This window comes from Stenotrophomonas sp. (genome assembly GCF_050737075.1).
Taxonomy (GTDB): Bacteria; Pseudomonadota; Gammaproteobacteria; order Xanthomonadales; family Xanthomonadaceae; genus Stenotrophomonas.
In genome coordinates, this window is sequence record NZ_JBOHXV010000003.1 from 1 (window position 1) to 18,978 (window position 18,978).

Here is an 18,978-nt window from a genome sequence, read left to right on the forward strand (position 1 = left end):
GGCGCATGCGCCGGACGGGTTGGGCAGGACGCCCAACCCCGGTCTTGCCGTGTACGCAGGATTGCGTACACGCGCAAGTTTTCTACAAGCCTCCAAGGACGGATTCACGGCGTGTCCCGCAAACCCACCGCCGCCTGCCCAACACCGATACATTCGCAGACCGAGGCTTTGGCTCCGGCTCCGGCTCCGGCTCCGGCTTCGGCTTCGGCTTTCGCATACCGACCAACGGTCGGCACCTACCGGACGCAAAAAAAACGCCCGGCATTGCCGGGCGTTTTTGCATTTCATCGCAACGCAGAAATTACTTGATCAGGCGCAGGGTGAACGGGTAGCGGTAGGCTTCGCCGTTGTTGGCCTTGACGCCGGCCATGATGCACAGCACCAGGTTGGCAACCCACACTGCTGCGAGCATCAGCGTGCCGATCAGGACAACCACCAGGATGCTGGAAACGATGTACGCAATGGCGATGGTGATCTGGAAGTTCAGGGCTTCCTTGGACTGGTCGATCACGAACGGCTTGCTGGTGTCGTCCTTGTTGATCAGCCAGATGATCAGGGCACCGATGAAGCCGGTGAAGATACCCAGCAGATGGGCTACCAGCGCCATCGTGCGCTGGTCGCTGGGAACCGGGCCGTCGCTGGTCGGCGGCGGCGGCGGGGCGGTAATGTTGTCGAACTCGCTCACGTGAAACTCCTTGTCCAGTGTATGGGTGGTGCATGGCAGGCTCCCCGCCTGCCCAGGCAGCTGGAATAGGATACGTCAATCGTTACCGGCAACGGTCATTCGTCCCACCAGGATCGAGCCGACCCGGACGTGCGAGCGGGGGTCGATGTCGTTTCCGACCGCTTCGATGCTCGCGAACATCTCCTTGAGGTTGCCGGCAATCGTGATCCCGTCCACCGGGTACTGGATCTCGCCGTTCTCGACCCGGAACCCGCCGGCACCGCGCGAATAGTCGCCCGTGATGCCGTTGACCCCCTGCCCCATCAGCTCCGTCACCAGCAGGCCTTCGCCCATCTGCCGCGCCATCGAGGCCAGGTCGCCCGCATTGGGCTTCACCAGCAGGTTGTGGACCCCACCGGCATTGCCCGTGGTCACCAGCCCCAGCTTGCGTGCCGAATAGCTGCCCAGCACATAGCGCTGCAGCACCCCGGCCTCGATCAGTGCCGAATTACGGGTGGCCACCCCGTCGCCGTCGAACGCCGTCGAGCGCAGGCCCCGGCGCAGCAGCGGCTGCTCGTCCACCGCGAACCAGTCCGGGAACAGCTGCGTGCCCACACTGTCCAGCAGGAAACTGGCACGGCGGTACAGCGCCCCGCCCGACACCGCACCCAGCAGGTGGCCGATCAGCGAGCACGCCACTTCCGGCGCGTACAGCACCGGCATCTGCGCCGTCGCCATCGAACGCGGCTGCAGCCGGGCCAGCGTGCGTTCGGCCGCGCGGCGTCCGATCGACGCCGCATCTTCCAGGTCCTCGCGGGCCAGCGCGCTGCTGTACCAGCCGTCGCGCTGCATCCCGTCGCCCTGCCCCGCGATCAGCGCACAACCCACCGAATGGTGGCTGCTGCGGTCGCGGCCGATGAACCCGTGCGAATTCGCATACACCGACAGGCTCGTGGCCGTGGCCGCCGAGGCCCCGTCCGAATTGCTGATGCGGGGGTCGGCCTCGCGCCCGGCCGTTTCACAGGCCAGCGCCAGGTCCACCGCCTGCTCGGCCTGCAGCGCCCACGGGTGCCAGCCGTCCAGGTCCGGGAACTCCCGGGCCATCAACGCCGGGTCGGCCAGGCCGGCGGCCTCGTCGTCCTCGGTATGCCGCGCGATCGCACAGGCCTGGGCCACCGTGGACTCCAGGCTGGCCGCCTGCAGGTCCGCCGTGCTGGCGCTGCCCTTGCGCTGGCCGAAGTAGACCGTCACCGCAATCCCGCGGTCGCGGGTGGATTCCACCGTCTCAACCTCGCCCAGGCGCACATTCACGTCCAGGCCGCGCTCTTCACTGCAGCTCACTTCGGCCTGGGTGGCGCCCAGCGCCCGGGCCCGGGCCAGCAGCTGCTGGGAGATGTCGGCCAGCTGTTCCAGCCGCTGCAGGCTGTCATCGGCGGCAGTGGCTTCAGGGGAGATCACGTTCAATGCTTTATCCTGTACGGGTGAGTGCCTGGCGCAACGCGGGGCACAGTTTACGGATGTGGAAAGAAGACGATGCGCGGACGCGACGAAGAAACCGGTGAATTCCTAGACATCAGCCGCAGCCAGAACCGGCGCGACGCGCTTGACGTGCTGGCCCTGGGCGAGAAGCTGGTGGCCCTGACCCCGGCCCAGCTGGCCCGCGTGCCGGTGCCGGAAGACCTGCTGCCGCATATCGCCGAGGCCAAGCGGATCACCGCGCATATCGCCCACAAGCGCCAGCTGGCGTTCCTGGCCAAGCACATGCGCCGCGAAGACGACGCCGTGCTGGACGCGATCCGCGATGCGCTCGACGTCAACAGCGAAACCTCTCGCCGCGAAGTGGCCGCCCTGCACCGCGCCGAAGACTGGCGCGAGCGCCTGCTCAAGGACGGCGACACCGCGCTGAGCGCGCTGCTGGAAGAATACCCGCACGCCGACCGCCAGCAGCTGCGCACGCTGCTGCGCAACGCCCAGGCCGAGAAGGCCAAGAACAAGCCGCCGCGCGCCTTCCGCGAAATCTACCAGGTGCTGCGCGCCCTGCTGCTGCCGGCCGCGCTCGGCCTGGACGCGGTTGCGACCGACGACGATGCCGACGACGCGGACCACGACCGCGACGACGACAACGCCGACGATTGAGGGGCGGCTGGCCCGGCCATGACCGGGAATGAAGGACAGGCGCATCCGGCGATCAGGCCTGGGTGCCGCCCACGGTGATGCCATCGATCAGCAACGACGGCTGGCCCACGCCCACCGGCACGCTCTGCCCATCCTTGCCGCAGATGCCCACGCCCTGGTCCAGCGCCAGGTCGTTGCCGATCATGCGCACCTTCTGCATCGTTTCCGGGCCGTTGCCGATCAGGGTGGCGCCCTTCACCGGCGCGGTGACCTTGCCGTCCTCGATCAGATAGGCCTCGGTGGCCGAGAACACGTATTTGCCGCTGGTGATGTCGACCTGGCCGCCACCAAAGTTCACCGCGTAGATGCCCTTCTTCACCGAGCGGATCATCTCTTCCGGCTCGTGCTGCCCGGCGCGCATGTAGGTATTGGTCATGCGCGGCATGGTCATGTGCGCGAACGATTCGCGGCGGCCGTTGCCGGTCGGGGCCACGCCCATCAGCCGCGCGTTGAGCGAATCCTGCATGTAGCCGACCAGGATGCCGTCCTCGATCAGCGTGGTGCACTGCGTGGGATGGCCCTCATCGTCGATGTTGAGCGACCCACGGCGACCGTCCAGCGTCCCGTCGTCCACGATGGTCACGCCCGGCGCGGCCACGCGCTCGCCGACACGGCCGGCGTATACGCTGGTGCCCTTGCGGTTGAAGTCGCCTTCCAGGCCATGCCCGACCGCCTCATGCAGCAGCACGCCCGGCCAGCCCGGGCCCAGCACCACCGTCATCACCCCGGCGGGGGCCGGGACGGCCTCCAGGTTGACCAGCGCCTGGCGCAGCGCCTCGCGCGCGAAGGCCTCCGGGCGCCCGTCGGCGAACAGTTCCTCATAGCTGTAGCGCCCGCCGCCGCCGGAATACCCGGACTCGCGGCGGCCGTGCTGTTCCACGATCACCTGCACATTGAGCCGCACCAGCGGGCGGATGTCGCCGGCGAGCACGCCGTCGCTGCGCGCGATCAGCACCGTATCCACGCCACCGGACAGGCTCACCATCACCTGCTGCACGCGCGGGTCGGCGGCACGCAGGTAACGGTCCAGGCGCTTGAGCATCTCCACCTTGGTCTCGTTGCCCATGCCGTCGATCGGGTCCAGCGCCGGGTACAGCGCGCGGGCGTTGCCGCGCACCAGCGCGCGGGCCGGCTGCGCGCCGCCGTCGCGCGAGATCGCACGCGCCGACTGCGCCGCGGCCAGCAGCGCGTCGCTGTGGATGTCATCGGAATAGGCGAAGCCGGTCTTCTCGCCGGCGATGGCGCGTACGCCCACGCCCTGCTCGATCGAATGGGCGCCGTCCTTGACGATGCCGTCTTCCACGCTCCAGCTCTCGCGGCGGGCGTGCTGGAAGTACAGGTCGCCAAAGTCGATGCCGGGCCCCAGCAGGGTGCCGAAGGTACGGTCCAGCCCGGATGCATCCAGCCCGGCGGGCAGCAACAGGCGGTCGTGGGCAAGGGTAAGTGCGTTGTCGGTCATGGTCTTGATCTGTGGGCGCAGGCCGGTATCGCAAGCCTGACGCGGGAAAGGGGGTCAGCGCGCAGCCGGCGGCGGTGGCGCGTTGTCGCGGTCGATCACCTCGACCTTGGGTTCGGCCCACGGGCCGGTGACGCGGTAGGTCTTGGCGCCGATCTCGCCCAGCGGCTTGGACAGCACCGCATTGGCCGCCGCCCCCACCGCGGCACCGATCGGGCCGCCGGCCACGGCGCCCACCACGGTGAGCAGGTTGCCGGCGCGCGGGTTGACGTCGATGGTCTGGTCGAACTGCTGGCGGCGCAGATCGGTCTGGCCGCGGATGTTGATGTTGGCCGCCGGCCCTTCGATCAGCACCTTGTCGGTGGTGGCCATGCCATTGGCGAAGGCGAGCGTGCCTTCGATCTGGTTGAAGGCGAAGCCCTTCGAGAAGAAGTCGCGGAAATCGAACATCAGCCGGCGCGGCAGCTGGGTCACGCTGAGCAGGCCCAGCACGCGGCCCGCCCCCGGCTCCAGTTCCAGCAGCTGGCCGTTGCGCGCGTGCACCTGCATCTGCCCCTGCAGCGCCCCCAACTGGAAGTCCGAGGGGCCGCCCTGCCAGCCGGCATCCAGGCTGATCTGGCCCTGGCCGCCGCGCAGCTGGCCGCCGTAATCCAGGTTCTGCATCAACCCGCCCAGGTCCTCGCTGTCGACCTTGACCTGGACCTGGGTGCGGGCGGCCTCGCCCATGCCCAACCAGCGGCCCTGGATGTCGATTTCCTGCTTGGGGGCACGGAACTGCAGCTGGTCCACGCTCAGCCCGTTGCCGAACGGACGCGTGCGCAGCACAGCCTGGCCCAGCCGCGCCTTGCCGAACTGCAGGTCGTCGATATCCAGCGACAGCGGCGGAATCTTCGCCGGGTTGGTGTCGTTGGCGCTGGCCTGTACCCGCGCCGGCAACGTGCTGCCACTGGGCAGAAGAATCGGCGCGCCGTCGCCCGGCGGCTTCACCGGCGTCGGCGGGGACTGCCAGTGCACGCGGTCGAGCTTGCCGACGATGGCCGCGCCGTCGGCGCTGGGCACGTTGAGGCTGCCAGCCAGCGCGGGGCCGTCGAGGCGCACGTCCACCCCGTTGGCCGACGGCCGCAGCTGCAGGCGGGTGTCCGCGAACACGCCCCCGGCCAGCAGCAGCTGCCCGACCTGCACGTCCACCTGCCGCAGCGGCATCGGGTCGGCGTCAGGCGTGCCGCCCGGCGTCCCACCCGGTGAACGCGCCAGGGCGATCCATTCCAGTGCATCCAGCGAGCCGCTGCGACCGTTGACGACCAATCCGCTGGCGGGCGGCTCACGGTCGACCTTGTCGCTGCCCAGCGTGACCTGCACGCCGGTCTGGTTGTTGTGGGTGCGCGCGGCCAAGGCCAGGCGCTGGCCGAAGGCCACGTCCACGCGCCCGGCGCCCATCGGCAGCTGCGCGTTGACGGCGGTGGCCAGCGGCGTGTCGGCCGGCTTGTCCAGCGGTGCCGGCAGGTCCAGGCGGGTGCCGACCAGGTCCGAGTGCAGCCGCAGCAGCGTGGGCGCCTCGACCTTGCTGCCCGGGGCTACCTTGGGCAGGGTCACGCCGATGGTCCAGCGCGAGGTGCCCTCGATATACGGTTTCAGCCAAGCCAACTCGGGCGCGCGGTCGAGCAGCAGGCCGGCGTCCAGCGAGGCGCTCAATTCCGATTCGAAGGCCTGCTGCGGATCGCGCACATAGCCACCGGCGCGCAGGCTGAGCTGGCCGTCATGGCCGAGGTGGCGCACGGCCAGCGCCTCGGCACCGAAGCCGTCCTGGCTGTAGTTGGCTTTGCCGCGCATCGCATCGAAGGTCAGCGCGAAGCGCTTGTCCGTCAGCGTCGCACCGTCCAGCTCGACCGTGCCCTGCAGGTGCCCGCCGCCCTCGTCGTGGTGCAGCGGCTGCAGCAGGTCGAACGTCACGGCCGCCGGTCCCTTGGCCGTGAGGTTGTCCAGCGAATCGGCATAGGTCTTGTGCAGCGGACTCTGCTTGAGCATGGCCAGCAGCGCGCCGGCGTCGCTGCGGCTGGTCGCCCTTACATACAGCTGGGAGGCGCCGAAGTCGGCGATGCCGGCGTCGAAGTGATCCACTACCACCCCCGCCAGGTCACCGCGACCGTGCAGTTCGAACCCCGGCCCGATGAAGGCGATGTCGCCGTCGACCTTGTTCATGGTCGGCCAGTCGTGCTGGAAGCGGATGTTGCCGTTGTCGATCCGGCCGGTGGCCTCGAAACGGCCGTTGTGGTTGTCGAACGGCCAGTCTTCCAGGTCACCGGTCACCAGCCCGACGCCGCCGCGCACGTAACCGCCCACCAGCGCCGCGTCCAGCCAGTCGGTGGCCGCCTTGCTCATCTTGGAGTGGATCCAGAAGCGCTTGGCCGCGGTCATCGGCACATCGTCGATCTTGGCGGCCAGCTGCAGCCACGGGCGGGTCCCATTGCCCTGGAACCACACCGTGCCGCGCACATCGGCCGCATAGTCGGTGCCCTGCACGCGCAGGGCCGGGGTGCCGATCCGCCAGCCACCGCCTTCATCGCGCCAGCCCACCATGCTGCCGGCCAGGCGCACGTCATGGCGCACGCCGAAGCCGGTGGGCCAGTCGAAGTGCATGGTGCGGGTCGGCTGCAGTTCGAGGCGGAAGCCGTTGGCGTCGCCGTCGAAATGGCCGCCCACCCCGCTCAACCCCGGGGCGTGCCCTACCGCGGCGAAGCCGATCTCCTCCAGCTCGCCTTCCACACTCAGCGCGCCATCGCGCTCGCCGGCCACGCGTACGCGCGTCATCCGCACCTGCGGCGCGGCATCATGCAGCCAGCTGCGCAGGCCCGGGTCGATCCGGTCGCTCAGTGCCAGCCCGCGCAGCAACGCGGTGGCGTCGATGTTGTCGCCGGCCAGCGCCATGTGCTGGCCACCGGCAATCAACAATCCGTCCAGCTGCTCGGTGCGCCCTTCCATGCCGATCCGCAGGCGCGGTGCATCGGCCCGCCAGCCGCCCTGCACCCAGCGCCAGCGCGCGCGCAGCTGCAGCGTGTCCAGTTGCAGCGTCGGGCGCTTGCCGTCGGCCAGTACCGCGCCGCGCAGCTGCACGTCCTGCAGGTCGGCGTCGGTGCTGATCATCACCGGGCGGTGGTCGCGCAGATCGACCCAGGCATTCAACTCGCCGGTGCCTTCCTGCAGGCTGACGCCGCCGAACTGCAGCAACCGCGACCAGGCGCGGAAGTCGGCCGGGTCGGCGCCCAGCCAGACCTGGCCGTCGCCACGTGAGCGTTCGAAATCCACCACCGCCGTCAGCGGCATCGCCTGCGGGTCGGCCCAGGCGCGCGCGCCCACGCGCAGGCGCTGGCCGTCCACGCGCAGGCGCAGGTCGATGCGCGGCAGTTCGGCCTGCAGCCCCAGCGACGGCGCGTCCACGCGCAGCCGTCCGCCGATCACCTGCAGTTCGCCCAGCCGGCGCAGTGCGTCCAGCGGGTCGCCACCGGCGTTGGACTGCGGCAGGCCCTGTACCGACCAGCGGCCGTCCGGCGCACGTTGCAGCACCAGCGCCAGCCCACGCAGGCGCAGTTCGGTCAGGGAATGGCCCGGCAACAGACCGGCATACATCGACACCAGCACTTCGGCTTCGCCAATGCGCAGCCCCTGGCCTTCACCGATACGCAGGCCTTTCAGCGCCAGCAGCGGGCCGCGCCGGGTCCAGCGGGTCTGCAGCTGGTCGAAGCGGACCGGCTGGCCGGCGCGCGCGCTCAGCCACGCGGCAACCTTGTCCGGGTGGCGCTCGGCCACCGGCAGCAGCTGGCTGACGCTGCCCACCAGCAGCGCCACGCAGACCAGTACGATCGCCATGGCATAAACGGCATGGCGGCGAATCCTTCGCAGTCGTAGGCGCAGCGGCGCGCTCATCGGCACCGCTGCGCGCCGGCGCACGACGGCGCAGGCGTGCCCAGGTCAGAGCAGGACAACATCGAACTGCTCCTGCAGGTACTGCTCGTCCGCCTGGAAGCGGATCGACTTGCCCAGGAATTCCTCCAGCTCGGCCACCGCCGTGGATTCCTCGTCGGTGATCCGCGCCACCACCTTGGAGGAGGCGATCACCAGCAGGCGCGCCGCATCGAACTGGCGCACGGCGCGGGTGATCTCGCGGAAGATTTCGTAGGTCACCGTTTCGGCGGTCTTGATCGACCCGCGCCCGCTGCACTCCGGGCACGGCTCGGAGAGCTGCCGCTCCAGGCTTTCCACGGTGCGCTTGCGGGTCATCTCGACCAGCCCCAGCGGCGAGAAGTCGTACACGGTGGTCTTGGCGTGGTCGCGCGCCAGTGCCTTCTCCAGCGTACGCAGCACCTGGCGGCGGTGTTCGGCGTCATCCATGTCGATGAAGTCGATGATGATGATGCCGCCCAGGTTGCGCAGCCGCAGTTGGCGCGCCACCGACTGGGCAGCCTCCAGATTCGTGCGGAACACCGTCTCTTCCAGATTGCGCTGGCCGAGGAACGAACCGGTGTTGACGTCGATGGTGGTCATCGCCTCGGTCTGGTCGATCACCAGGTAGCCGCCCGACTTGAGCGGAACCTGCTTGTCGAGCGCGCGGCCGATCTCGTCCTCGACCCCGAACATATCGAAGATCGGGCGGTCGCCGCTGTACAGCTCCAGCTTCTCGGCCAGCACCGGCATGTACTTGGCCACGAACGCCTGCAGCTGCCCGAAGGTTTCCTTGGAGTCCACCTTGACCTTGTCCACGTCCTTGCGGATCAGGTCGCGCACCGACCGCAGCGGCAGGCTCAGGTCTTCATAGATCACGCTGCACGGCGCCGCGTCGCGGCCACGGCGCTCGACCACGTTCCACACCCGCGAGAGGTAGGCCACGTCCTCGGCGATGGCTTCGGCCGGCTGGCCCTCGGCATTGGTGCGCACGATGTAGCCGTAGCCGCCATGCTGGGCCGACAGCTCGGTCACCAGCGCCTTGAGCCGGGCGCGCTCGCCCTCGTCCTCGATCCGCGCCGACACGCCCACCACCTTCGACTGCGGCAGCAGCACCATGTAGCGCGAGGGAATGCTGATCTGGGTGGTCAGGCGTGCGCCCTTGGTCCCGATCGGGTCCTTGACCACCTGCACCACGATGTCCTGGCCGTCGCGCAGCAGCTCCACGATCGGCACCGACGACGGCGGCGGCAGCGTGGTGCCTTCGGTGTCCGGGCTGGCCACCGGGGCCGGGCGCACCACGTCGTTGGCGTGCAGGAACGCGGCGCGCTCCAGCCCGACCTCGACGAACGCAGCCTGCATGCCCGGCATCACCCGCTGCACCTTGCCCTTGTAGATGTTGCCCACCACGCCGCGGCGCCAGCCACGCTCGATGTGCAGTTCCTGCAACATGCCATTTTCGATGACGGCCACGCGGGTCTCGCGTGGGGTCACGTTGACCAGAATTTCTTCAGACACGGGCGACTCCCTTCGATTCGAACGCCAGCAGCAACTGCTCGGTCTGTTGCAGGGGCAAACCCATTACATCCGAATAGCTTCCCGCCAGGTGGCGGATATATCGTTCGGCCCCGCCCTGGATGGCGTAGGCCCCGGCCTTGCCCATCGGCTCGCCGGTGGCGACGTAGGCAGCAATGGCGGCCTCGTCCAGATCAATGAAGCTCACCTCCGACACCACCAGCACGCCCTGCTCGCGCCCGGCGGCCACCAGCGCCACGGCGGTGGCCACCTGGTGGGTGCGCCCGGAAAGCCGGCGCAGCATGGCGGCGGCATCGGCGGCGTCCAGCGGCTTGCCGAACACCTCGCCATCGAGCAGCACTTCGGTGTCCGAGCCGAGCACCACGGCATGCGGGTCGTCGGCGACCCGCGCCAGCCCGGCGCGGGCCTTGTCGGCGGCCACGCGCTGCACGTAGTCCAAGGCGGTTTCCCCGGCGGCCCGTACTTCAGGCACGTCCAGGTCCAGCGCCTGGAACGGTCGGTCCAGGCGCGCCAGCAATTCGGTTCGACGGGGGGAACGGGAGGCAAGATAAAGCATCGCGGAAGCATAACCTGCGGCCACTGTCTGAATCGCGAGCAACAGCACCCAATCGTCACCGACCCCATCCAGGATCACCAGACGTTCATCGCTCCGACACCAACCTCAACGCCTTCACAAGGAGATGTACATGCGCCGACCGTCCCTGTCCCCGTTGCTGCTCGCCCTGTCCCTTGCCCTGGGAACCTCGATGACCGCCCACGCCCAGTCCCAGCCTGCCGTCGCTGTCCCCGCCGACAGCACCCTGCTCAACATCTCCGCCAACGCCGAGGCCCGGCGCGTGCCGGACGTGGCCACCCTGTCGGCAGGCGTGGTCACCCAGGCCACCGATGGCAACGCGGCCATGCGCCAGAACGCCGAACAGATGGTGAAGGTGCTGGCGGCGATCAAGGCGGCCGGCATCGCCGAGCGCGACGTCCAGACCAGCGGGGTCAACCTCAGCCCGCAGTACCGCTACGCGGAAAACGAGGCGCCGAAGATCACCGGCTACCAGGCCAGCAACAACGTGAGCCTGAAGGTGCGCGACATCGCCAAGCTGGGCAAGGTGCTGGACGCGCTGGCCGCCCAGGGTGCCAACCAGATCAACGGCCCGCAGTTCGAGATCGACCAACCCGAACCGGTCTACGACGAAGCCCGCCTGGCCGCGCTGAAGAAGGCCCAGGCCCGCGCCGAGACCTACGCCAAGTCGCTTGGCCTGCGCGTGCGCCGCATCGTCAGCATCTCCGAAAGCGCCGGCGGCAACTTCCGCCCGATGATGATGCGCGCCGCCGCCGCGCCGATGGCCGCCGATATCTCCACCCCGGTCTCGCCGGGCGAGTCGACCGTGTCGGTCAACCTGGACGTGGTGTTCGACCTGGGGCGGTAACTGCGCAACCGGGCGCGCAACGACGGGGTAGAGCGGACTGTTGGTCCGCTCTACCTGACCGCCAGCCAAACACCCACACCGCCCCTGACTTCCAGCCCGCGCCGCGCCGCGGTATTGCTGACATTGCGGGGCCCCGGCCCCTGCACGTTGATGTTCCCGCTTGCACATCTGGCAAGGAGAGTGGCACATGGTCCGTACGCATCCCCCGGTGGTACCGCTGCAAATCGACGTCTCGCGCGTGTTCGGCTGGAGCACCGCGCTGGCCCTGCATCTACTCGCGCTGATGCTGCTGCTCATCCCCGCCGCCTACGTGGCCGCGCCGCTGCCACGCGACCGCACCGTGGTGCGCATGATCACCCCGGACATCCCCACCCCCAAACCGCCGGAGCCGATCCAGCCGGAGGTGCCGGTCCCGGTGGTCCGCGCGCCCACCATTACGCCGCGGGTGGCGCCGCTGCCTCCGGCCACCGCCACCATTGATGATGTACTGGCCGTACCGCCACTGCCGGCGGGCGAGATCCAGGCCCCCACCCTGGCGCCGGCCGACCCCACGCCGCCCGCGGGGGGTGAAGGCGTGCAGCTGCAGTACCGCAGCGCGCCGCCGCCGGCCTACCCGATCCCCGCGATCCGCGACGGCCAGCAGGGCACGGTGCTGCTCCGCGTCCAGGTCGACCCGGACGGCAAGGCGGCCAGCGTGGTGATCGAACGCAGCAGCGGCTCGCGGGTGCTGGACAACGCCGCCCGCCAGCAGGTGCTGCGTCACTGGCGCTTCATCCCGGCCAAGGTGAACGGCCAGGCGGTGTCGGCCGTGGGGCTGGTGCCGGTCAGCTTTACGCTGCCGGAGTGACGTAAACGGCGTGGGGCACCGGCCACGGACCCCACGCTTTTTGACGCCCGTCACCGATCTCGCCAATTAAGCAATTTTTCACTCTAACGTCACCTGCTGGAAACCTAGATTGTCGCCGACGCCCGCAGTTCCCCCGGCGCCAACAACGACATCGCTGGTTTTCCCAGTCAGGAGAGATGCTGTGAAACACCCGATCCAACGGCTCTACAGCAGCCGCCGCACCAAACTTTCCCGTTCAATTTCCTCGGCCATCACCGGCGGCGCGCTGCTGCTGGCCGGCGCCTTGGCCTCCTCCTCCGCCATGGCGCAGGATCAGGGGGCCACCAATCTGGACCGCATCACGGTCACCGGCTCCAACATTCCCCGCACCAATACCGAAACCCCGTCCCCCGTACAGGTGGTGACGCGCCAGGAAATCGACCGCAGCGGCAAGACCACCGTGGCCGAGTACCTGCAGACGCTCACCTCCGATGGCGCCGGCTCGATCCCGAAGACGTTCGGCAACGGCTTTGCCGGCGGCGGCGCAGGTATCTCGCTGCGTGGCCTGGGCGCCGGTTCGACGCTGGTCCTGTTGAATGGCCGTCGCATGGCCACCTACGGCCTGGCCGATGACGGCCAGAAGGTCTTCACCGACCTGAGCACCATTCCGCTGGACGCGGTCGAGCGCGTGGAAGTGCTGAAGGACGGCGCCTCCGCGATCTACGGTTCGGACGCCATCGCCGGCGTGGTCAACATCATCCTGCGCAGCGATTTCCAGGGCGCGATCCTGCGCGGTTCGTACGGCGTCTCCGGCGACGGCGACGGCGATGCGAAGAAGGCCACCCTCACCGCCGGCACCGGCGATCTTGCCGAAGACGGCTGGAACGCCTTCTTCAGCCTGGACGTGGGCAAGACCGACGCGATCGCGATCAGCGACCGCAAGAACCGCGACTGGATCGGCACCGGCGACCTGCGCCAGTGGGGCATCGACCCGGCCGACGCACAGTTCCTGGGCGGCGCCTACCTCAATGGTCGCACCAGCGGCGGCTCGGGCCCGAATGGCTCGCTGTTCACCAACACCACCCCCGCATTGTTGGTGCCGTTGCCCGGCTGCCAGGGCCTGACCACCATTCCTGGCCAGACCGATGCATCGATCGCCCGGGACGGCTGCCTGTGGGATCCGGCCCAGCAGTTCCGTTCGCTGAGCCCGAAGGAGGAGTACGTCAACGTGTTCGGTCGCGCCAGCTTCGCCTATGGCGAAGGCGGCGAGATCTACACCGAAATCGGCTACTCGAAGAAGGAAACGGTGTTCAGCAACACCCCGTCCGGCGTGTCCGGCAGCTGGGGTTACCCGGGCGGCCCGGTCAATGCCAGCAGTGGTCCGGGGGCCGTGGTACTCAATGCCGCCCATCCGGACAACATCCTCGGCGAGACCGCGCGCCTGCGCTACTCGGCCTGGGACGTTGGCCCGCGCGTGACCACCAACACCAATGAGTTCACCCGCTTCCTGGTCGGTACCAAGGGCAACTGGGGCGACTGGAGCTACGACACCGCCTACCTGCATTCGGGCACCAACCTGGTCAACAAGCGCACTGGCTTCCTGCGCTACAGCGCCGTGCAGTGCGCGCTGGGCGATCCGAACTGCGCCGGTGGCGTGTGGCGCATCGGCGACAACGCCGGGCAGAACTCGCAGGCCCTGTACGACTACATCTCGCCGGAAATCCAAGCCAATGCCAAGTCCAGCCTGGACATGTTCGACTTCACCGTGTCGCGCAGCCTGATGGACCTCAAGGGCGGCCCGCTCGGCCTGGCCATGGGCACCGAGTGGCGCAAGACCAGCAACAGCCTGACCCCGCAGACCTACACCGACATCGGCGACATCATCGGCCTGGGTTACTCGGCCTATGACGGCACCCAGAACGTGTACGCCGGTTACGTCGAACTCTCGGCCCCGGTGCTGGAACAGCTGGAACTGTCCGGCGCGCTGCGTTACGACAAGTACGAAAGCGGTGAGGGCAAGGCCACGCCGAAGCTGGGCATCAAGTGGACCCCGGCCGACTGGATCGCCCTGCGTGGTTCCTATGCGGAAGGCTTCCGTGCCCCGAACCCGGCCGAAAACGGCGACGGCGGCCTGGCGGCGTTCTCCACCGCCCGCGACCCGCTGCGCTGCTCGGTCAGCCCGCCGGACGATGTGACCACCAACTGCGGCGCGCGCTCGGTGGCGATCATCACCAGCCCGAACCCGGATCTGAAACCGGAAGAGTCCAAGAGCTACTCCTTCGGCATCGTGCTGCAGCCGACCCGCACCACCTCGCTGACCATCGACGCCTGGCAGATCAAGCGCACCGACGAAATCGCGCAGGGCAGCACGGCCGATGCGATCGCGGCCGGTAACGTACTGCGCGACACCGACCTGATCAACGGCATTCCCGGCACCGGCACCATCCTGGCGGTCAACACCGCTTACGTGAATGCCAACTCGTCGCGTGTGCGCGGTATCGATACCGATATCCGCCAGACCTTCGATATCGGCCCGGGCCAGCTGGAGATGGACCTGCAGTGGAGCCACGTGCTCAAGTTCGAGCGCACCGAAGGCGACACCACGGTGGATTACGTGGGCACCCACGGCAACTGCGACGTGACCAACTGCATCGGCACGCCGCAGGACCGCATCAACTTCGGCAGCACCTGGAAGCAGGACGCCTGGAGCGTGAGCGGCGTGGTCAACTACATCAGCAGCCTGGAGAACAAGGACCGCCGCGGTGGCGACTACCTGGCCTTCTACTGGGACGGCACGCCGGTGGAGAAGATCGCCTCGTTCACCACCTTCGACCTGTCCGGCCGCTGGAACATCACCGATGCGTTTGAACTCAACGCCTCGGTGCAGAACGTGTTCGACCGCACCGCCCCGCTCGACCCGACCACCTACGGTGGCGTGAACTACAACCCGCTGCACTTCAGCGGTGCGATCGGGCGCTACTTCACGGTGGGTGCGAAGTACACCTTCAACTGATCCAGGCAATCGTGTGAACCCAGACGCCCGGGCAATGCCCGGGCGTTTTTTTGGGTCATGAAGATCTGACGCGCGGCTTCGGATCGTCTGAACGTCGGTTGCATCGTCGGGAGCGGCGTTGCATCTGCTTCGAACGCTTGTGCCGCGCTGCGCGCGGTTTCCGGCCAACGGCCGGGGCTACGAATTGTTACGTGCCCATCGAGATCGGGATCTATCGACCGGTAGCGCCGGCCGTTGGCCGGATGCTCTTCGTCCCGCGTCCATGAACGTCTGATGCGCAGACAAAAAAAAGCCTCGCATCGCTGCGAGGCTTCTAAAACTTGGCGCCCGAAGTTGGACTCGAACCAACGACCCCCTGATTAACAGTCAAGTGCTCTAACCGGCTGAGCTATTCGGGCGGGGTGCGCATTGTAACCAGTTTTTCGCAGGTTGTAACCCGTTTCGGCCGAATTTCTTCACGCACGATGATACGGGTGATTGGCCAGCATCGCCGCTGCGCGATACAGCTGTTCGGCGACCACCAGCCGCACCAGCATGTGCGGCAATGTCAGCGGCCCGATCGACCACTTCTCGTCGGCCAGCGCCGACACCTCGGCCGAGTGACCTTCCGGGCCGCCAATCAGGAACGCCAGGTCCCTGCCCTGCCCGCGCCAGTGTTCGAGCCGCTGCGCCAGCTGTTCGGAACTGAGCTGCCGGCCTGGTACGTCCAGCGCCACCACGTAGGCATTCTTCGGCAGCGCGGCGATCACCCGCTTGCCCTCGTCGTCGGTGGCGCGGCGCGCATCGCGGCCCTTGCCGCGCAGGCCTGGCTCGATCTCCACCAGCTCGAACGGCAGCCAGTGCGAGAGCCGCTTCTGGTACTCGGCAAAGCCCTGCGCCACCCAACTGGGCGCGCGTTCACCGGTGGCAATCAGCCTGGCCTTCATCGTTGAGCTCCTTCAAATGACAACGGCGCCACCCGGCGCCGTCATCGCTACCCCGCATGCCGATCTCAGCGCGCGGTGTAGTCGTCTTCTTCGTCTGCGGCATCGAGCAGGCTCGGCGGCTGGTCGCCGACGGTCCACAGGCGCTCCAGCGCGTAGAACTCGCGCACGCGCGGCAGCATCACGTGCACGATCACGTCGCCCAGGTCGACCAGCACCCACTCGGCTTCGCGCTCGCCTTCCACGCCCAGCGGCATCACGCCCAGGTTCTTGGCGAACTTCACCACTTCGTCGGCAATCGACTTCACGTGGCGGCTGGAGGTGCCCGAGGCGATCACCATGTAGTCGGCGACGCTGGACTTGCCGATCACGTCAATCTCGACGAGATCCTTGGCCTTCAGTTCTTCAGTGGCCTTGCGCACGCACTCGAGCAGTTGCTCGTTGGACGGCGCCGGGTTGGGCAGTTGGACCTTGATGGTCTGGGGCTGGGCTTGGTTGCTCAAAGCGGGGAGACTCGATAAATGTGGGACGGATTATACGTTCCCAGCGACATGAACGTATTCATGGTGCTGAGGCCCCGTACAGGCGGTGCTCGGCGATGTAGTCGGCCACGGGCGCAGGCAGCAGCGCACGCCAGTCGCCACCGCTGGCGATCCGCGCACGTACCGCGCTGGCGGATTCGCCGCGCAGCGGGGCCTGCAGGCGCAGGACCCGCCCCGCAGGGCTCGAGAACAGCTCGCGCTCATGCGCCGCCCAGCGCCCCTCCAGCGCCTGCGCCAGGGGCGCCGGCAGGCTGCGCTCCAGCGAGCTGCCCGGGCGGTCGGCCACGATGAAGTGCGCCAGATCGAACAGGGCCTCCCAGTCGTGCCATGACGGCAGGCCCAGCAGGCTGTCGGCGCCCACCAGCCAGGCCAGCGGCTGCCGCGGCCCCAACTCGGCGCGCAGTTCGCGCAGGGTGTCCACCGTGTAGGAGGGCAGGCCCGGCTGGCGCTGCGCGCGCTCCAGCTCCCGCCGGTCCAGCAGCAGCCCGGGCTCATCGCCAATGGCAAGTTCCAGCATCCGCGTGCGCTGCTCGGCATCGGCCCCGGGCGCAGGCCGGTGCGGCGGGTCTGCCGCCGGCAGCAGCCGCACGGCCACCTGCAGCTGCTCGCGCGCCGCGCGCGCGATGGCCAGGTGCCCCAGGTGCACCGGGTCGAAGGTTCCGCCGTAATGGATGCGCAGGCCCATTGGGCTCAGGCACGGGCCAACAGGCGTACCGCGCGTGCTTCGGCCACGGCGATCAGCAGCCGCTCCAGCCCCAGCCAGGGGTCGCCGTCGGCACGCCCCTTGGCCATGCGGTCGACCAATCCGGCCTCGGCCACGAAGCGCTCCCAGCGCTTGGCCTCGGGATGGCGCTGCAGCGCGCGCTTGAACGGCGCCTGGCGCGATTCCCAGATACCGCGGCTCTTCATTTCGGCCGCCAGGTTGCCGCCGCGTGCCTGCACCCGCGCCAGCGCGGCGGTGGAAAGCATTTCGCGGATCACCATCGGCATCAGCGCGGCCACCGCCTCACCTTCGCCCCGCAGGCCGGCGAGCATGCGCAGCACGGCCGCGGGCTGGCCGGAGAAGGTGGCTTCCAGCAGCCGGAACACGTCGTAACGGGCGGCATCGGCCACCAGCGATTCCATCGTGTCCACGTCCAGCGTCTGGCCGCTGGCCAGCAGCGCCAGCTTGTCGATTTCCTGCGCGGCGGCCAGCAGGTTGCCTTCCACCCGCTCGGCCAGCCGCTGCACGGCGGCCGGATCGGCGCGCAGGCCCTGCTGGCGCAGGCGGCGTTCGATCCATTCGGGCAGTTCGTGCGGCTTGATCGCCCACGCCACCGACAGCACCCCGACGCGACCGACGGCTTCGGTCCACTTGGTCTGGTGGGCCTTGCTCCATTCGTTGCAGGTAATGAGCAGGATCACGTCCGGCGCCGGATTGGCGCAGAACTGGGTGATGACCTCGCTGCCCTCTTTACCGGGCTTGCCACTGGGCAGGCGCAGTTCCACCAGCCGGCGCGCACTGAACAGGCTGGGGGCGTTGAAGGTGGCGTCGAGCTGGTTCCAGTCGAACTCGCGCCCGTCGGCGTCGAACACCTCGCGCTCGTTCACCCCGTCGGCGCGCGCGCGGGCGCGGATCGCATCGGCCGCTTCCAGCACGCGCAGCGTTTCCGGCCCGGCAATGAGATACACCGGTGCCAGCGGCTGGCTGGCCGGTTGGCTGGCAAGTTGTTCGGGGCGCAGTTCCATGGGGTGTCCGGTCCGCAGGCGGTCCGGTCAGAGGCCCTGCGGCGGCGTGGCCGGGCTGGCCGGCACGGTGGCCGGCGGCGTCGCCGGCTTGGCGGGCACGGTCGCCGGCTTGGGCGGCTGCAGCGTGCCGCGCTCCAGTTCGGCGCGCACCACGCTGTCGATGCGGCGCATGATCGAAGCCGACATTTCGCGGCGCAGTTCGTCGGCGAGGATCTCGCGTTCGGTGGTGGTACCGGTGGCGTCGGTCGGCGGCGAGACGTAGTCGCGCGACAGTTCGATCACCTGCTGCGGCACCAGGTCGCTGCCGTCTTCGCGACGGAACACGAAGATCACCGCGTAGCGCAGGCTGTATTCCTGGGCACGGCCCTGGGCATCAATCGCGATCGGCAGGTCGCCCCAGCGCTCGGAGAGCACCTGCAGCTGCGCCGCCGGTTCCTTGCTGTCGGCTTCGGCAATCTGCGCGCCCGAGGCCCGCAGGCCGCGACGCAGCAGCTTGGCCAGTTCGCTGTAGGGGGCGGTGGATACCACCTTCACTGCGGCGGTATCGGCCGGCAGCATCAGCTTGTTGCGCATATGGAAGCCGCACCCGGCGAGGGCAGAGGCAAGAACGAAGGCGAGCAGGATTCGGATCATGGCCACAGTCTGGAGGAGCCGGACGAAGCCGGCAACAGGGAATTCAACGCCCAAGATGCCCGAATCGACGTGAACGCCGCTTGAGACCATTCCAGCCCCATCGTCCTGCGCACGTAACAATTCGT

The 18,978-nt window shown here is 68.5% G+C and carries 16 protein-coding genes and 1 tRNA gene; 5 read left to right on the forward strand and 12 right to left on the reverse strand.

Features of this window, described 5'->3' with window-relative positions; genetic code table 11:
• Positions 1 to 301: 301 nt before the first annotated feature.
• Together ACREPD_RS01060 and pmbA are read right to left on the reverse strand one after the other, a co-directional pair.
• On the reverse strand, positions 302 to 685 hold the full coding sequence (locus ACREPD_RS01060) for a DUF4870 domain-containing protein (RefSeq protein ID WP_431597555.1): 384 nt from the start codon (positions 683 to 685) through the stop codon (positions 302 to 304).
• Positions 686 to 760: 75 nt separating this feature from the next.
• The gene (gene pmbA / locus ACREPD_RS01065) at positions 761 to 2,128 is read right to left on the reverse strand and encodes a metalloprotease PmbA (protein WP_431597556.1); all 1,368 of its coding nucleotides are present in this window, start codon (positions 2,126 to 2,128) and stop codon (positions 761 to 763) included.
• A 69-nt stretch (positions 2,129 to 2,197) separates the two neighbouring features.
• Here pmbA and yjgA point away from each other — a divergent pair, with 69 nt between their 5' ends.
• Entirely contained in the window at positions 2,198 to 2,800 is a 603-nt protein-coding gene (gene yjgA / locus ACREPD_RS01070) for a ribosome biogenesis factor YjgA (protein WP_431597557.1), read from the forward strand.
• A 52-nt stretch (positions 2,801 to 2,852) separates the two neighbouring features.
• Here the strand turns inward: yjgA and tldD are convergent, their stop codons facing one another.
• From tldD to ACREPD_RS01090, 4 genes are read right to left on the reverse strand one after another with little or no spacing between them, the layout of a single operon-like run.
• A complete protein-coding gene (gene tldD / locus ACREPD_RS01075) occupies positions 2,853 to 4,298 on the reverse strand; it encodes a metalloprotease TldD (protein ID WP_421569887.1) in 1,446 nt (481 codons plus the stop codon).
• 54 nt (positions 4,299 to 4,352) lie between these two features.
• Positions 4,353 to 8,216: a YhdP family protein gene (locus tag ACREPD_RS01080; protein ID WP_431597558.1), complete on the reverse strand. Its 3,864-nt coding sequence runs from the start codon at positions 8,214 to 8,216 to the stop codon at positions 4,353 to 4,355.
• A gap of 45 nt (positions 8,217 to 8,261) precedes the next feature.
• Complete coding sequence (rng, locus tag ACREPD_RS01085) at positions 8,262 to 9,749, reverse strand: ribonuclease G (protein WP_431597559.1); 1,488 nt, start codon at positions 9,747 to 9,749, stop codon at positions 8,262 to 8,264.
• Complete coding sequence (locus ACREPD_RS01090) at positions 9,742 to 10,323, reverse strand: Maf family nucleotide pyrophosphatase (protein ID WP_431597560.1); 582 nt, start codon at positions 10,321 to 10,323, stop codon at positions 9,742 to 9,744. Before ACREPD_RS01090 ends, rng begins: the two co-directional genes overlap by 8 nt.
• Before the next feature lie 130 nt (positions 10,324 to 10,453).
• On the opposite strand from ACREPD_RS01090, the gene ACREPD_RS01095 reads away from it, so the two are divergent.
• From ACREPD_RS01095 to ACREPD_RS01105, 3 genes are all read left to right on the forward strand, one after another.
• Positions 10,454 to 11,188, forward strand: a complete 735-nt coding sequence (locus ACREPD_RS01095; protein ID WP_431597561.1) for an SIMPL domain-containing protein — start codon at positions 10,454 to 10,456, stop codon at positions 11,186 to 11,188.
• A gap of 187 nt (positions 11,189 to 11,375) precedes the next feature.
• A complete protein-coding gene (locus tag ACREPD_RS01100; protein ID WP_431597562.1) occupies positions 11,376 to 12,035 on the forward strand; it encodes a TonB family protein in 660 nt (219 codons plus the stop codon).
• A 181-nt stretch (positions 12,036 to 12,216) separates the two neighbouring features.
• Positions 12,217 to 15,027, forward strand: coding sequence for a TonB-dependent receptor (locus ACREPD_RS01105; protein WP_431597563.1), 2,811 nt, complete (start codon positions 12,217 to 12,219; stop codon positions 15,025 to 15,027).
• Between the two features lie 321 nt (positions 15,028 to 15,348).
• Here the strand turns inward: ACREPD_RS01105 and ACREPD_RS01110 are convergent.
• From ACREPD_RS01110 to lptE, 6 genes are all read right to left on the reverse strand, one after another.
• A tRNA-Asn gene (locus ACREPD_RS01110) sits at positions 15,349 to 15,425 on the reverse strand.
• A 57-nt stretch (positions 15,426 to 15,482) separates the two neighbouring features.
• A complete protein-coding gene (gene rlmH / locus ACREPD_RS01115) occupies positions 15,483 to 15,953 on the reverse strand; it encodes a 23S rRNA (pseudouridine(1915)-N(3))-methyltransferase RlmH (protein ID WP_313343283.1) in 471 nt (156 codons plus the stop codon).
• A gap of 65 nt (positions 15,954 to 16,018) precedes the next feature.
• Positions 16,019 to 16,453 (reverse strand): ribosome silencing factor, encoded by a 435-nt coding sequence (gene rsfS / locus ACREPD_RS01120; RefSeq protein WP_421569877.1) that lies wholly within the window; start codon positions 16,451 to 16,453, stop codon positions 16,019 to 16,021.
• 58 nt (positions 16,454 to 16,511) lie between these two features.
• Positions 16,512 to 17,177: a nicotinate-nucleotide adenylyltransferase gene (gene nadD, locus ACREPD_RS01125; RefSeq protein WP_431597564.1), complete on the reverse strand. Its 666-nt coding sequence runs from the start codon at positions 17,175 to 17,177 to the stop codon at positions 16,512 to 16,514.
• Positions 17,178 to 17,182: 5 nt separating this feature from the next.
• Entirely contained in the window at positions 17,183 to 18,220 is a 1,038-nt protein-coding gene (gene holA, locus ACREPD_RS01130; protein WP_431597565.1) for a DNA polymerase III subunit delta, read from the reverse strand.
• A gap of 27 nt (positions 18,221 to 18,247) precedes the next feature.
• A complete protein-coding gene (lptE, locus tag ACREPD_RS01135; RefSeq protein WP_431597566.1) occupies positions 18,248 to 18,853 on the reverse strand; it encodes an LPS assembly lipoprotein LptE in 606 nt (201 codons plus the stop codon).
• On the opposite strand from lptE, the gene ACREPD_RS01140 reads away from it, so the two are divergent.
• Positions 18,794 to 18,937, forward strand: a complete 144-nt coding sequence (locus ACREPD_RS01140) for a hypothetical protein (protein ID WP_431597637.1) — start codon at positions 18,794 to 18,796, stop codon at positions 18,935 to 18,937. The genes lptE and ACREPD_RS01140 overlap by 60 nt on opposite strands.
• Positions 18,938 to 18,978: the final 41 nt, after the last annotated feature.

Coding starts and splice junctions, on each gene's coding strand:
- rlmH (WP_313343283.1), bottom strand. CDS start 15,953: ATGAAGGCCAGGCTGATTGCCACCGGTGAACGCGCGCCCAGTTGGGTG.
- ACREPD_RS01080 (WP_431597558.1), bottom strand. CDS start 8,216: ATGAGCGCGCCGCTGCGCCTACGACTGCGAAGGATTCGCCGCCATGCC.
- holA (WP_431597565.1), bottom strand. CDS start 18,220: ATGGAACTGCGCCCCGAACAACTTGCCAGCCAACCGGCCAGCCAGCCG.
- yjgA (WP_431597557.1), top strand. CDS start 2,198: ATGCGCGGACGCGACGAAGAAACCGGTGAATTCCTAGACATCAGCCGC.
- ACREPD_RS01090 (WP_431597560.1), bottom strand. CDS start 10,323: ATGCTTTATCTTGCCTCCCGTTCCCCCCGTCGAACCGAATTGCTGGCG.
- ACREPD_RS01140 (WP_431597637.1), top strand. CDS start 18,794: ATGGAAGCCGCACCCGGCGAGGGCAGAGGCAAGAACGAAGGCGAGCAG.
- nadD (WP_431597564.1), bottom strand. CDS start 17,177: ATGGGCCTGCGCATCCATTACGGCGGAACCTTCGACCCGGTGCACCTG.
- tldD (WP_421569887.1), bottom strand. CDS start 4,298: ATGACCGACAACGCACTTACCCTTGCCCACGACCGCCTGTTGCTGCCC.
- ACREPD_RS01095 (WP_431597561.1), top strand. CDS start 10,454: ATGCGCCGACCGTCCCTGTCCCCGTTGCTGCTCGCCCTGTCCCTTGCC.
- lptE (WP_431597566.1), bottom strand. CDS start 18,853: ATGATCCGAATCCTGCTCGCCTTCGTTCTTGCCTCTGCCCTCGCCGGG.
- ACREPD_RS01100 (WP_431597562.1), top strand. CDS start 11,376: ATGGTCCGTACGCATCCCCCGGTGGTACCGCTGCAAATCGACGTCTCG.